The following is a 12,051-nucleotide window of genomic DNA, read 5'->3' as shown; positions in this document are numbered from 1 at the left end:
CGGGCGCGACACAGGATTGGAGCCTTGGAATGAAGCTGTTTCGCCATGAGAACCGGGAGAGAAGCCACGCCACGCGGCGGGTTTATGCGCTCTATGAGCTGGCCTATACGGCGGTCGATTTTGGCGCGGCGATCTGCTTTCTGGTCGGGTCGGTGCTGTTCTTCTGGCCGGCGGCGGAAACGCCGGCTGTGTGGCTCTTCACCATCGGGTCGGGGCTGTTCCTTGCCAAGCCGGCGATCCGGCTGGCGCGGGAGGTGAAGCTGCTGCGGATGGGGCGCTACGAGGAGTTGGCGGAGCGGGTGGAGCGGTAGCGTGGGCGCCTGCGGCGCGCAGCGGGCCGGGAAACGGACCCACCGCCGCCGTGCCCTTTCCCCCCTCCCGGCAATGCGCTAAACCGCGCGCGAAACTCTTGAGGACGACCCGATGAAATTCACCCTGAGCTGGCTCAAGGAGCACCTGGAGACGGATGCGAGCCTTGACGACATTCTCGACGCGCTGACCGATCTCGGCCTCGAGGTGGAGGGGGTCGAAGACCCGGCCTCCCGGCTCACGGCCTTTACCATCGGCAAGGTGATTGCCGCCGAGAAGCACCCCGATGCCGACCGGCTGAAGGTGTGCAAGGTGCTGACCGACGAGGGCGAGACCCAGATCATCTGCGGTGCGCCGAACGCGCGGGAGGGGATCACCGTGGTGGTGGCCAAGCCGGGCACCTATGTGCCGGGGATCGACACCACGATTCAGGTGGGCAAGATCCGCGGGATCGAGAGCCACGGGATGATGGCCTCCGAGCGCGAGATGGAGCTGAGCGACGAGCACGATGGGATCATCGAGCTGGAGAGCGGCGAGGTGGGTGACCGTTTCACCGACTGGCTCGCGGCCAACCGCCCTGAGGCGGTGGACCCGGTGATCGAGATCGCCATCACCCCCAACCGGCCCGACGCGCTGGGTGTGCATGGCATCGCCCGCGACCTCGCGTCGCGGGGGCTGGGCAAGCTGAAGCCGCTGGAGGCGAAGAAGATCGAGGGCAAGTTCGCCAGCCCGGTGAATGTGACCATCGCCGAGGATGCGGCGGACGGCTGCCACGTGTTTCAGGGCCGCTACATCAAGGGCGTGAAGAACGGCCCCTCGCCGGAATGGCTGCAGAAGAAGCTGCGGGCCATCGGGCTGCGGCCGATCTCGGCGCTGGTCGATATCACCAACTATTTCACCTACGACCGCAACCGTCCGCTGCACGTGTTTGACGGCGGCAAGGTGAAGGGCGATCTGCTCATTCACCGCGCCAAGGGCGGCGAGGAGCTTCTGGCGCTGGACGGCAAGACCTATGCCATGCCCGAGGGGGCGCTTGTGTTCTCCGATGACAACGGCGTGGAGAGCGTGGCTGGGATCATGGGCGGCGAGGAGTCCGGCTGCACCGAGGAGACCACCGATGTGATCCTCGAAGCGGCCTATTGGGATTTCGTCCAGATCGCGATGACCGGGCGGGCGCTGAAGATCAACTCGGACGCGCGGTATCGCAACGAGCGCGGGATTGATCCGGGCTACAACCGTCAGGCGGTGGATGATGCCACTGCGATGATCATCGAGCTGTGCGGCGGCGAGCCGAGCGAGCTGATCGAGGCGGGCGCGGCGCCGGATGTGAGCCGCGCCTACAAGCTGGATGCCGAGCGCTGCTCGTCGCTCGTGGGCATGGACATTCCGGAAGCCACGCAGCGGGCCTCGCTCGAGGCGCTGGGCTTTGTCATGGATGGCGACATGGCGCAGGTGCCGAGCTGGCGGCCTGACGTAAAGGGCGAGGCGGACCTTGTGGAAGAGGTCGCGCGGATCGCCTCGCTCACCGGGCTTGTCGGCAAGCCGATGGCGCGGGTTGCGCCGGGCGTGCCGAAGCCGATTTTGACCGAGAGCCAGCAGCGCGAGCGGATCGCGCGGCGCACGATTGCAGCGCTGGGCTACAATGAATGCGTGACCTACAGCTTCATCGACGAGGCGACGGCCAAGCTCTTCAACGGCGGCGATGAGGCGACCCGGCTGGAGAACCCGATTTCGAGCGAGATGAGCCACATGCGGCCCGCGCTGCTGCCGGGCCTGCTGCAAGCAGCCGCCCGCAACCAGGCGCGGGGGCTGGGCGATATGGCGCTGTTCGAGGTTGGCGCGGCCTTCCACGGCGGCGAGCCGGGCGAGCAGCACATGCTGGCGACCGGGCTGCTGGTGGGTGCGACCGGCCCGCGCGACAGCTTCGGCGCCCGCCGGGATGTGGATGTGTACGACGCCAAGGCCGATTGCGAGGCCGTGCTGGCCGCACTTGGTGCGCCGGAGCGGGTGCAGTTCCGCCGGGAGGCGAGCGACTGGTGGCATCCGGGCCGCTCCTCGGTGATGGCGCTGGGCAAAAACGTGTTGGCCGTGTTTGGCGAGATCCACCCGCGTATCCTGCGGGAAATGGATGTGAAGGGCCCGGCTGTGGGCTTCACCATCTGGCCGCAGGCGGTGCCGGCGAAGAAGGCCAAGGGCGCCTCGCGGGGCGCTGTGGTGATGGCCGATCTTCAGGCCGTCGAGCGCGACTTTGCCTTTGTCGTCGATGCGGATGTGGCCGCGATGGACCTGATGAACGCCGCCCGCGGGGCCGACAAGGCGCTGATCGAGGATGTGCGCCTGTTCGACCAGTTCATCGGCGGCAGCCTTGGCGAGGGCAAAAAGAGCCTTGCGATCACGGTGCGGATGCAGCCCTCGGAAAAGACCCTGACCGACGAGGATATCGCCGGTGTCGCCGCCAAGGTGGTGGAAAAGGTCACCAAGGCCACGGGCGGGGTGCTGCGGGGCTGACCCTGCGGCACCTGCGTGACGCACGCAAAAATGTGAGAAAGACACGGAACCCGGGGCCGGGGCTGTGCGTTTGAAACCCGATTGGTTTCAAGGAGGCCCTTTATGGCCCGCACGTCAGTGGCGTCGATTTGCGCCGCGCTGCTCGCATGGCCCGCGCTCGCCTGCGATATTTCCCTGCCCATGTCAGAAGGCATGTTCGCCGCGCTGGACGCGCCTGCCGGGCAGTTGACGAGCCTTCCGGGGGGCAGCGGGGCGTTCGAGTATCTGAACGAGAATTACCTCGCCACGGTGCATCTCACCCATGACGGCAAGACTTTTGCCTGGACAGCGAAGAATACGGCAGCGACCTGCGCCCGGCCCGGCGCGGGGCGGAGTTGCCGGGTGGTGGCGCAGAGCGAAACGCGCTTTGGCAAGATTACCGTGGCGCGGGAAGTCGCGGGCGCTGTCACGCGCTATCGCTACCGGCTGCTGATGGTGGAGGGGCGGCGGCACGTGCGGATCTTTCCGCGCCCTGCCGCGACCCGCACGATCGCGGCCTGCAACCTGATGAAATCGGTCGACAGCTTTCGCCGCACTTGGATGCACCGCTAGGCAGGTTGCGCCCCGGACCGTGGTCCGGAGCGCAGCAGGGCGCGATCAGCCCTCGCGCGGCGGCACGTTGAGCCCGGCCTGAACGGCGGGGCGGGCCTTGAAGCGCTCGATATAGGCGGAGACCCGCGCGAGCTCGTTCAGCCCCACGACCTCCTCGGCGCCGTAGAACTCCAGCCCCATCAGCCAAGGCACGATGGCCATGTCTGCGATGGAGTAGTCACCGGCGATCCAGTCCTTGCCCTCGAGCTGGCCATCGAGCACGCCAAGCAGGCGCTTGGCTTCGCCGACGTAACGCTCGCGGGGGCGGGGATCTTCGATCTTGCTGCCGGCGAACTTGTAGAAGAAGCCAAGCTGGCCGAGCATCGGGCCAAGGCCGCCCATCTGCCACATCAGCCATTGGTTGACCACGTGCTTGCCGGTTCCGCTCTCGCCGTAGAACTTGCCCGTCTTTTCAGCGAGATAGATCAGGATCGCGCCGCTCTCCCAGAGCGCCAGCGGCTTGCCGTGGGGGCCATCTGGGTCGATGATCGCGGGGATCTTGTTGTTGGGGTTCAGGCTGAGAAACTCGGGGCTTTTCACATCGGCGTCCGACACGGTGACGCGGTGCGCCTCGTAGGGCAGCCCCATCTCCTCCAGCGCGATGCCGATCTTTCGGCCATTGGGCGTGGGGAAGGAAAAGAGCTGCAGCTTGGAAGGGTCTTCCACCGGCCAGCGTTTGGTGACGGCGAATTCGGAAAGGTCTGTCATCGAGTGGGTCCCTGATTGTTCAGTTTCTGGCTACGTAGCGTCAACGATTGCGAAAAAAAGCTTCAAAAATGCAGGATAAGCGTTAAAAGCCGCACAGCCTCGGAGGGGGCCAAGCAAAACAGTGCGGAAAATGAGTAAGAGAGGGACAGTCACATGATGAAAGAATTCAAGGATTTCATTGCCAAGGGCAATGTGATGGACATGGCGGTGGGTATCATCATCGGTGCCGCCTTCACGGCAATCGTCAGCTCGATGGTGGCTGACCTGATCAACCCGATCATCGGCCTGTTCACCGGCGGTCTGGACTTTACCAACAACTACGTGGTGCTGAGCGGCGACGTGGCCGAGGGCACCTCGCTGGAGGCCGCCCGCGAGGGTGGGGCCAACGTGTTTGCATGGGGCTCCTTCGCGATGGCCGTGATCAACTTCCTGATCATCGCTTTCGTGGTGTTCATGCTGGTGCGCTACGTCAACAAGGTGAAGGCGCTGGCCGAGAAGCCCGAAGAGGTGGCCCCCGAGGTGGAGACCGGCCCCTCCGAACTGGACGTGCTGCTGGAGATCCGCGACAGCCTGAAAAAGGCCTGATCGGACCGGATTTTGGGAAAGGGCGCTCTGCGGGGCGCCCTTTTTCGTGCCCGGGTGGACGGTGTGCAATGGTATGCCGTGGGGCGGTTTTGCCGCAGCGGGGCGCTCACGCTTTCGTGTTAACCAAAGGTCAACCACGGCAATGGAGGACACCATGGGCGCAGACAAGAACACACGGCCGGTGCTGATTTTGCTCGGCCCGCCGGGCGCGGGCAAGGGCACGCAGGCGCGGCGGCTGGAGGAGCGCTTTGGCCTTGTGCAGCTTTCGACCGGCGACCTGCTGCGCGCGGCTGTGGCCGCGGGCACCGAGGCGGGCCGTGCGGCGAAGGCGGTGATGGAGGCGGGGGGCCTCGTCAGCGACCAGATCGTGCTGGATATACTTGCCGACCGGCTGGCCGAGCCGGATGTGGCGGGCGGGGTGATCCTTGACGGGTTCCCGCGCACCACGGTGCAGGCCGAGGCGCTGGACGAGATGCTGGCGGCCCATGGTGAGCGGGTGACGGGCGCGATCTCGATGGAGGTGGACGATGCCGCGATGGTCGAGCGGATCGCCGGGCGCTTTACCTGCGGTGCCTGCGGCGAGGGCTACCACGACAGCTTCAAGCCGACTGCGGTGGAGGGCGTGTGCGATGCCTGCGGCGGCACCGAGATGAAGCGCCGCGCCGATGACAAGGCGGAGACGGTGGCCGCACGGCTGGAGGCCTACCACGCCCAGACCGCGCCGCTCATCGGCTATTACGAGGGCAAGGGCCTGCTCGACCGGGTGGACGCGATGGGCGATATCGACGCGGTGACCGAGGCGCTGGTGGTGCTGGTCGAGCGGTTGCGCGAACCGGCCTGAGACGACGGCCCGAGACGGCGGCCCAAGACGGGCTATCACATCGCAGACAAAAAGAGGGCGGCCCACAAGGAGCCGCCCTTTCAAGTTCTGTCACAATGACAGGGAGAGTTCAGATGTCTGCGATCTCGGAGCGGCTCAGGCCGATGTCATCCAGCTCGCGGTCGGTGAGCTTGGAGAGGGCCTTGCGGGTCACGCGGCGATCGTTCCAGTCGGCGAAAGCGCCGGCGGGGCGGGTCAGGAAAGCGGTGATCTTGCCGGCGAGGGTGCTGCCGGAGGCGCGGGTGGTCGGATCAAAATATGCCATCGGGTCAGTCCTTCTAGGCGCGGATAGGGGAGGGGCGGTTCTGTTACCGCTGCATTCTGAGGCTCAATTAGAAGCGGGCTGCACAATTAACAAGCGCAGTTAAAACATGCCCGCCATGCAATTTATGCATGGGTCATGTATCGCGTAACTGATTGGAAACTATTGTGAAATTTCCGTGACACGGAGCTGCGGAAAGTGCCGTTTCCGGCCTGCGGGGTGTCGGAAACGGGCGATGTGGAGGGCCGGGCCGCACGCATTGGCGCTTGGGATTGTTCACGTTTCGTGCTAACTCGTTCAAAAGCGCCGTGAATTGCGGGCATTCGAGAGGGCGAGCATGCGTATCATCGGGGTCGATCCGGGCCTGCGGAACCTTGGCTGGGGCGTGATCGAGGCCGAAGGAAGCCGGATGCGCCATGTTGCCAACGGGATTTGCCACAGTGATTCTGCCGCGCCGCTGGCGTTGCGGCTGCAATCGCTCTTTCGGGCGCTGAGCGAGGTGATCGCGGAGTTCGCGCCGGAGGCGGCGGCGATCGAGGAAACCTTCGTCAACCGGGACGGGCAAAGCACCCTGAAGCTGGGGCAGGCCCGCGGCGTGGCCCTGCTGGCGCTGGCCGAGGCCGGGCTGGCACCGGGCGAATACGCGCCGAACACGGTGAAGAAGGCGGTGGTGGGCACCGGCCACGCGGCCAAGGGGCAGATTGCCCATATGGTCGCGCATTACTTTCCGGGTGCGAAGGTTGCGGGTGCGGATGCCGCCGATGCGCTGGCGATTGCGATCTGTCATTCGCATCATTCCGGGCCGGGCGCCTCGAAGCTCGCCGCCGCGCTGAGGGCGGCAGGATGATCGGGCGGATCGCCGGGCGGCTGGATTACCGCGCTTCCGACCATGTGCTGATCGACGTGCGCGGCGTGGGCTATCTTGTTTATGTCTCCGAGCGGACACTGGCTGCGCTGCCGGGGCCGGGCGAGGCGGTGGCGCTCTATACCGACCTGCTTGTGCGGGAGGACAACCTGCAACTCTTCGGCTTTCCGACCCTGCTGGAAAAGGAGTGGCACCGGCTGCTGACCTCGGTGCAGGGCGTGGGGGCGAAGGTATCGCTTGCGATCCTCGGCACGCTGGGGCCGGAAGGCGTGGGCCGGGCGATCACCCTGGGGGATGCGGCGGCGGTGAAATCGGCGCCGGGCGTCGGGCCGAAGCTGGCCGCAAGGGTGGTGAACGAGTTGAAGGAGAAGGCGGCGGGCGTGATGGCGATGGGGTCCTTCGGGGGCGGCGCGCTCCAGCCGGAGCCGGTGGAGGTGGTGGAAGCCGACGCGCCCGCGCCAACCCGCGCGGCCGCCCCGGCGCCCGTGGCGAGCGGACGGGCCGAGGCACAGGCCGATGCGCTCTCGGCGTTGGTGAACCTTGGCTACGGGCAGAGCGAGGCCGCACAGGCGGTGGCGCAGGCGGAGGGCGAGGACTCCGGCGCGCTGATCCGGGCCGCGCTGAAGCTGCTGGCGCCGAAGGGGTAGAGCATGGCGGAACCAGACCCGACCCTGCGCCCCGAACCGCGCGAGGAGGACGCTGCGAGCGGCGCGCTGCGGCCCGAAAGCCTTGATGACTTTACCGGGCAGGCGGAAGCGCGGGCGAACCTGAAGGTGTTCATCGAAAGCGCCAAGCGGCGCGGGCAGGCGATGGACCATACGCTGTTTCACGGGCCCCCCGGCTTGGGCAAGACCACCCTGGCGCAGATCATGGCCAAGGAGCTGGGCGTGGGCTTTCGGATGACCTCCGGCCCGGTGCTGGCGCGGGCGGGCGACCTTGCGGCGATCCTCACAAACCTCGAGCCGCGCGATGTGCTCTTCATCGACGAGATCCACCGGATGAACCCGGTGGTGGAAGAGGTGCTTTACCCGGCGATGGAGGACTTCGCGCTCGATCTGGTGATCGGCGAGGGGCCGGCGGCACGCTCGGTGCGGATCGAGCTGGAGCCCTTTACGCTGGTGGGGGCGACCACGCGGCTGGGGCTGCTGCAAACGCCGCTGCGCGACCGCTTTGGCATTCCGACACGGTTGCAGTTTTACACGGTGGAGGAGCTGCACAGCATCACCATGCGGGGCGCGCGGCTGCTGAACATCCCCTGCGACGAGGATGGCGCGCATGAGATCGCGGCGCGGTCGCGGGGCACGCCGCGGATTGCCGGGCGGCTGCTGCGGCGGGTGGTGGATTTTGCGCTGGTCGAGGGCGACGGGCGGATCACCCGGGCCATCGCCGACGGGGCGCTGACCCGGCTCGGGGTGGACAAGCTGGGGCTGGACGGGGCGGACCGGCGCTACCTGAGCCTCATCGCGGAGGCCTATCAGGGCGGGCCGGTTGGGGTGGAGACGCTCTCGGCGGCGCTCTCGGAGAGCCGGGATGCGATCGAGGAGGTGATCGAGCCCTATCTGCTGCAACAGGGGCTGATCCAGCGCACCCCGCGCGGGCGGGCGCTGGCGAGCCGGGCGTGGAGCCACCTTGGCCTTGCGCCGCCGAGCGGGCCGGGCGACCTGTTTACCTGAGGAACCTCCGACCGCGCGCGGCGTTGACCTGCGCCTGACGGAGAGACCCCATGCGCGACACCCTTCTTGCCACCGCCCTCTTGGGCCTTGCCGCCTGCGTGCCCGTTGTGGGCGACGAAGAGGCGGGCATCCCCACGCGCCTGCAAGGCAATTGGGCGCTGACGGCGCTCGATTGCGAGGGTGGCGCAGCCGCCAAGGGGCTGATGCGGGTGGGCGAGACCACGGTGCAGTTTTACGAAAGCCGGGCGGTGCTGGGTGAGGTGCATGAGCGCGATGCCTCGCGCATGCGCGCGAGTTTTGCCTTTGAAGGCGAGGGCCAGACTTGGCAGAGCGACATGGTGCTGGACGGGCAGGATGGCGGCGACACGCTGATCCGCCGGACCTATGGCAACACCGATCTGCCGGGGCCGCTGAAGTACACGCGCTGCGGATAAGCCCCGGCTTGCCGCGACGCGCCGGCTTTGGCACAACCGGGCCATGAGCCCCGATGACATCGCCCGCCTCTTCACCCGCGCAGACGGAACCTACCATTTTGCCCGCTGGCAGCGCCCCATTGTGCCGATCGTCTTTGGCGTCGAGGACGAGACGCTGGCGGTGGTGAAGGGCGCCTGCGAGGCGGTGGTGGCGATGGCGGGCCACAAGATGGCCGAGATGGACCATGACCAGGGCGCGAACCTGTTTTTCTTCTTCTTCCGGGAGTGGGACGAGCTGCTGGCCGTGCCGGACCTTGGCGGGATGATCCCCGGGCTGGACGGGCTGGTGGAGCGGCTGGAGCGTGCTGGCGCTTCGAGCTACCGGGCCTTCCGCTTTGAGGCGGAGGGGGCCATTCGGGCGGGGTTTGTGTTCGTGCGGATGGATGCGGAAAATTCGGCCATGTCAGCGGAGGCGCTGGCGCTGTCTCAGATGGTGCAGGTGATGCTGGATTGGGGCGAGGGCGCCTTTGCGGGCGCCTCGCCGCTGGGGCTGGTGGACGGGCGGGCGGTGCTGCGCCCCGAGATCGCGGAGGTGATCGTGGCGGGCTATGACCCGGTGATGCCGGTGGCGGCGAGCGACCCGAGCCATGCGTTGCGGCTGGCGGCGAGGCTGGGGCGATGAGCCATCGGTTTGCCTGTGAGGTCTACTACGAGGACACCGACCTTTCGGGCTTCGTCTATCACGCCAATTACCTGAAGTTCATCGAACGCGCCCGCTCGGCCTGGGTGGCCGGGCTGGGGGTGGATCAGAACGCGATGCGCGAGGCCGGGCTGGTCTTTGCCGTGCGCCGGATCGAGGCGGATTTTCTGGCGCCGGCGCGGCTGGGCGATGCGCTGGAGGTGCAGACCGAGGTGGCCAGCCAGACGGCGGCGCGGATGGTGCTGGCGCAGAGGGTGATGAAGGACGGTGTGGCGCTGTTCGGGGCGCAGGTGACGCTGGTGGCGATGGGCACGGGCGGGCGGCCTGTGCGGTTGCCGGAGGCGTTGCGCGGGGCGTTGGACGCGGGTTAGTCCTGAGAAGGGATTTCCCGGGCGCCGCCTCAGCTGATCGGTGCGGGGGGCTGGCAGCGGATGTGCAGGTGGGTGCAGCGGGGCGGTGACCAGTCGGTCCGGTCCCAGCAATAGGCCTCGCCGCCGTCGATCAGCCGCAGAATCCAGACCACCGGGCTGCCCTCGTCCGTCATCCGCTGTTCGCCGTGCAGATACATGGTGATCGTGCCTTCCTCGGGATCACTCTCCAGCACGTCGTAGCTGCCTTGCTGGTCGGTCTCGCCGAGGTAGTTGATCATCGGACCCTGCCAATCGAACCAGCTCTTGGTGCGCTCCTCGTTGAAGGTGATCGTGTGGGGGTTCTCGTCGCAGTGCATCTCGGCCACATCGGGGAAGGCCCAGCGGTTGGCGGTGAGGTGGGCGAAGATGTCGGCTGGCAGTTCGGGCGGGCCGCTCTGGCCAACGCTGGGCAGGGCGAGGGCAGAAAGCACAAGGGCGAGGGTGAGGGAGCGGGCGGGGCGCATGGCCGGAGGGTAGCGCCGTGCGCGGGCGGCGCAAGCTGCGGATTGCCGCCGTGCTCAGACGGCGGCGCGCTTGCCCACGGGTTCGGCGCGTTCGGTAGTCTGGGCATGTTGCGCGGTGGGCGGCACGGTCGTTTGGCTGCGGGCGGGCAGGTAGAGGGTGAAACGGCTGCCCTTGCCGGGCTGCGATTCGGCATGGGCATGGCCGGAGGACTGGCGGGCGAAGCCCTCGACCATTGCCAGCCCCAGCCCGGTGCCGCGCCCCTTGGGCTTGGTGGAGAAGAAGGGATCGAAGATCTTGTCGATCGCGTCGGGCGGGATGCCGCCGCCGCTGTCGGTCACCGAGAGGGCGACGAAATCCTTGGGCGGCAGGAAGGCCGGGCGGGCGGCGGAGGTGGGCAGGTGCCGGGCCTCAAAGTGCATCGAGCCGCCTTCGGGCATGGCATCGCGGGCGTTGATGGCGAGGTTCAGCAGCGCCGCTTGCAGGGTGGTTTCATCGGCGAGGATCTGGGGCAGATCGGGCTCGGCCTCGGCGCTCAGGCCGATGGAGGCGGGCACCACGCGGCGCACCAGACGCTCGACCTCGAAGAGCGCGTGGGCCGGGTCGATCCGCCGGGGCTCGAGCATGGAAGTGCGCCCGAGGGCGAGCAACTGGCGGGTCAGCGCCGCCCCGCGCCAGCAGGCGGTGAGCGCCTCGCGCGCGCAGGCGTGGCGCGCTTCGTCTTCCTCGGTCAGGTCCATCAGTTCGAGGTTGCCCTGCACCACGCTCAGCAGGTTGTTGAAGTCATGCGCGATGCCGCCCGCGAGGGTGCCGATGGCCTCCATCTTCTGGGCCTGAAAGAATTGTCGCTGTGTTTCCAGAAACTTGGCATAGGCCTGATTGGCCTCGTACACGGCGACGAGCAGGTAGCCGATGATAGAAAAGGCGAGGATGACCGAGGTGTAGAACAGTGCTCCGCCGCCGGGGCTTTGCCATGTGGAGGCGGCGATGATCAGGAAGCCGAGGCCGAGGGGCACCATGTAGGCCGCCGAGATTTGCCAGACCCGGGCGCGGACCAAGAAGACGTTCAGCACCGCGCCGACCAGCAGCACCATCGCGCCGAACTTCAGGGTCGGGTCGGGGTGAAGCCAGAGGTAGACCGGCAGGGTGGCATAGGCCGTGGCGATCAGCGCCGAGATGGCGACCATGAGGTAGAAGAACCGGCGTGACTGGGCGTGGGGCCAGAGGCCGAGGATGGTCTTTTCGAGCGCGACGATGCTGTAGTAGCTGGCGAGCCAGTAGGGCAGGAAGGTCAGATCGAGGAGCAGCGTTCCGGCTGCCGTCCCGATGAGCATCAGGAGGATGCGTGCCACGAACTCCGGGCTGCGCACACGTTCGGCGCGGCGCAACACGTCCAGGCGTGCGCTGAAATCGTCCTCTTCCGTCATGCTTCTCGTCGGGTGTGGTGCAGCCGGAGGCTCCAGCATTTGTGCCAGGCTGCAGGCACCCGAAATTGTTTACCCTTCAAACAAAGTTACGGGGCGACGAAATGAATTTCAATCCAAAGCTGTGTTGCGCACATTAATTTTCCCGCAGAAGTAATTCTGGCAACTATCTTGCAAAACATGCATCTGTTATTGATTGCGGATCAGTCACCTTGCGAATGG

The 12,051-nt window shown here is 66.8% G+C and carries 15 protein-coding genes; 11 read left to right on the top strand and 4 right to left on the bottom strand.

Translation table 11 applies throughout. The annotated features are described in order from the left end of the window. Positions 1-29: 29 nt before the first annotated feature. The 3 genes from ACUXVX_RS18715 to ACUXVX_RS18705 all read left to right on the top strand — a co-directional run bounded on the left by ACUXVX_RS18715 (position 30) and on the right by ACUXVX_RS18705 (position 3,408). A complete protein-coding gene (locus ACUXVX_RS18715) occupies positions 30-311 on the top strand; it encodes a YrhK family protein (RefSeq protein WP_222468135.1) in 282 nt (93 codons plus the stop codon). Positions 312-423: 112 nt separating this feature from the next. After that, a complete protein-coding gene (gene pheT, locus ACUXVX_RS18710) occupies positions 424-2,817 on the top strand; it encodes a phenylalanine--tRNA ligase subunit beta (RefSeq protein ID WP_446309477.1) in 2,394 nt (797 codons plus the stop codon). Positions 2,818-2,919: 102 nt separating this feature from the next. Continuing rightward, the gene (locus tag ACUXVX_RS18705; RefSeq protein WP_222468137.1) at positions 2,920-3,408 is read left to right on the top strand and encodes a hypothetical protein; all 489 of its coding nucleotides are present in this window, start codon (positions 2,920-2,922) and stop codon (positions 3,406-3,408) included. Between the two features lie 45 nt (positions 3,409-3,453). Here ACUXVX_RS18705 and ACUXVX_RS18700 read toward each other — a convergent pair whose 3' ends face one another. Next, a complete protein-coding gene (locus ACUXVX_RS18700; protein WP_446309476.1) occupies positions 3,454-4,155 on the bottom strand; it encodes a glutathione S-transferase family protein in 702 nt (233 codons plus the stop codon). Between the two features lie 153 nt (positions 4,156-4,308). Here ACUXVX_RS18700 and mscL point away from each other — a divergent pair, with 153 nt between their 5' ends. Both mscL and ACUXVX_RS18690 read left to right on the top strand, forming a co-directional pair. Then, positions 4,309-4,740 carry a large conductance mechanosensitive channel protein MscL gene (mscL, locus tag ACUXVX_RS18695; RefSeq protein WP_222468139.1) on the top strand — a complete coding sequence of 144 codons (432 nt, stop codon included), beginning with the start codon at positions 4,309-4,311 and terminating at the stop codon, positions 4,738-4,740. Positions 4,741-4,894: 154 nt separating this feature from the next. Next, positions 4,895-5,581: an adenylate kinase gene (locus tag ACUXVX_RS18690; RefSeq protein ID WP_446309475.1), complete on the top strand. Its 687-nt coding sequence runs from the start codon at positions 4,895-4,897 to the stop codon at positions 5,579-5,581. A 109-nt stretch (positions 5,582-5,690) separates the two neighbouring features. Here ACUXVX_RS18690 and ACUXVX_RS18685 read toward each other — a convergent pair whose 3' ends face one another. Next, positions 5,691-5,885 carry a DUF1127 domain-containing protein gene (locus ACUXVX_RS18685; RefSeq protein ID WP_222468141.1) on the bottom strand — a complete coding sequence of 65 codons (195 nt, stop codon included), beginning with the start codon at positions 5,883-5,885 and terminating at the stop codon, positions 5,691-5,693. 334 nt (positions 5,886-6,219) lie between these two features. On the opposite strand from ACUXVX_RS18685, the gene ruvC reads away from it, so the two are divergent. Genes ruvC through ACUXVX_RS18655 form a run of 6 tightly spaced genes read left to right on the top strand, consistent with a single transcriptional unit; the run spans position 6,220 to position 9,904 of the window. Continuing rightward, complete coding sequence (gene ruvC / locus ACUXVX_RS18680) at positions 6,220-6,729, top strand: crossover junction endodeoxyribonuclease RuvC (RefSeq protein ID WP_222468142.1); 510 nt, start codon at positions 6,220-6,222, stop codon at positions 6,727-6,729. Further along, positions 6,726-7,394, top strand: a complete 669-nt coding sequence (ruvA, locus tag ACUXVX_RS18675; RefSeq protein WP_446309474.1) for a Holliday junction branch migration protein RuvA — start codon at positions 6,726-6,728, stop codon at positions 7,392-7,394. The genes ruvC and ruvA overlap by 4 nt, the downstream gene beginning before the upstream one ends. Before the next feature lie 3 nt (positions 7,395-7,397). Continuing rightward, a complete protein-coding gene (gene ruvB / locus ACUXVX_RS18670) occupies positions 7,398-8,420 on the top strand; it encodes a Holliday junction branch migration DNA helicase RuvB (protein ID WP_446309473.1) in 1,023 nt (340 codons plus the stop codon). A 50-nt stretch (positions 8,421-8,470) separates the two neighbouring features. After that, entirely contained in the window at positions 8,471-8,854 is a 384-nt protein-coding gene (locus ACUXVX_RS18665) for a hypothetical protein (protein WP_446309472.1), read from the top strand. Between the two features lie 43 nt (positions 8,855-8,897). Beyond that, positions 8,898-9,515 carry a hypothetical protein gene (locus ACUXVX_RS18660; protein ID WP_222468147.1) on the top strand — a complete coding sequence of 206 codons (618 nt, stop codon included), beginning with the start codon at positions 8,898-8,900 and terminating at the stop codon, positions 9,513-9,515. Next, positions 9,512-9,904 (top strand): YbgC/FadM family acyl-CoA thioesterase, encoded by a 393-nt coding sequence (locus tag ACUXVX_RS18655; protein ID WP_446309471.1) that lies wholly within the window; start codon positions 9,512-9,514, stop codon positions 9,902-9,904. The genes ACUXVX_RS18660 and ACUXVX_RS18655 overlap by 4 nt, the downstream gene beginning before the upstream one ends. 29 nt (positions 9,905-9,933) lie before the next feature. On the opposite strand, the gene ACUXVX_RS18650 is transcribed toward ACUXVX_RS18655, so the two are convergent. Then, the gene (locus ACUXVX_RS18650; protein WP_446309470.1) at positions 9,934-10,407 is read right to left on the bottom strand and encodes a hypothetical protein; all 474 of its coding nucleotides are present in this window, start codon (positions 10,405-10,407) and stop codon (positions 9,934-9,936) included. 54 nt (positions 10,408-10,461) lie between these two features. Beyond that, positions 10,462-11,832, bottom strand: coding sequence for a sensor histidine kinase (locus tag ACUXVX_RS18645; RefSeq protein ID WP_446309469.1), 1,371 nt, complete (start codon positions 11,830-11,832; stop codon positions 10,462-10,464). Positions 11,833-12,051: the final 219 nt, after the last annotated feature.

The sequence above is a fragment of the Vannielia sp. SX4 genome, from assembly GCF_052828525.1.
The sequence above is the reverse complement of the archived record's forward strand: the minus strand, read 5'-3'. Positions and strand labels throughout refer to the sequence as shown.

Excerpts from the sequence above, each read along its gene's own strand:
- ACUXVX_RS18715 (WP_222468135.1), top strand. The coding sequence starts at position 30 with ATGAAGCTGTTTCGCCATGAGAACCGGGAGAGAAGCCACGCCACGCGG.
- pheT (WP_446309477.1), top strand. The coding sequence starts at position 424 with ATGAAATTCACCCTGAGCTGGCTCAAGGAGCACCTGGAGACGGATGCG.
- ACUXVX_RS18705 (WP_222468137.1), top strand. The coding sequence starts at position 2,920 with ATGGCCCGCACGTCAGTGGCGTCGATTTGCGCCGCGCTGCTCGCATGG.
- ACUXVX_RS18700 (WP_446309476.1), bottom strand. The coding sequence starts at position 4,155 with ATGACAGACCTTTCCGAATTCGCCGTCACCAAACGCTGGCCGGTGGAA.
- mscL (WP_222468139.1), top strand. The coding sequence starts at position 4,309 with ATGATGAAAGAATTCAAGGATTTCATTGCCAAGGGCAATGTGATGGAC.
- ACUXVX_RS18690 (WP_446309475.1), top strand. The coding sequence starts at position 4,895 with ATGGGCGCAGACAAGAACACACGGCCGGTGCTGATTTTGCTCGGCCCG.
- ACUXVX_RS18685 (WP_222468141.1), bottom strand. The coding sequence starts at position 5,885 with ATGGCATATTTTGATCCGACCACCCGCGCCTCCGGCAGCACCCTCGCC.
- ruvC (WP_222468142.1), top strand. The coding sequence starts at position 6,220 with ATGCGTATCATCGGGGTCGATCCGGGCCTGCGGAACCTTGGCTGGGGC.
- ruvA (WP_446309474.1), top strand. The coding sequence starts at position 6,726 with ATGATCGGGCGGATCGCCGGGCGGCTGGATTACCGCGCTTCCGACCAT.
- ruvB (WP_446309473.1), top strand. The coding sequence starts at position 7,398 with ATGGCGGAACCAGACCCGACCCTGCGCCCCGAACCGCGCGAGGAGGAC.
- ACUXVX_RS18665 (WP_446309472.1), top strand. The coding sequence starts at position 8,471 with ATGCGCGACACCCTTCTTGCCACCGCCCTCTTGGGCCTTGCCGCCTGC.
- ACUXVX_RS18660 (WP_222468147.1), top strand. The coding sequence starts at position 8,898 with ATGAGCCCCGATGACATCGCCCGCCTCTTCACCCGCGCAGACGGAACC.
- ACUXVX_RS18655 (WP_446309471.1), top strand. The coding sequence starts at position 9,512 with ATGAGCCATCGGTTTGCCTGTGAGGTCTACTACGAGGACACCGACCTT.
- ACUXVX_RS18650 (WP_446309470.1), bottom strand. The coding sequence starts at position 10,407 with ATGCGCCCCGCCCGCTCCCTCACCCTCGCCCTTGTGCTTTCTGCCCTC.
- ACUXVX_RS18645 (WP_446309469.1), bottom strand. The coding sequence starts at position 11,832 with ATGACGGAAGAGGACGATTTCAGCGCACGCCTGGACGTGTTGCGCCGC.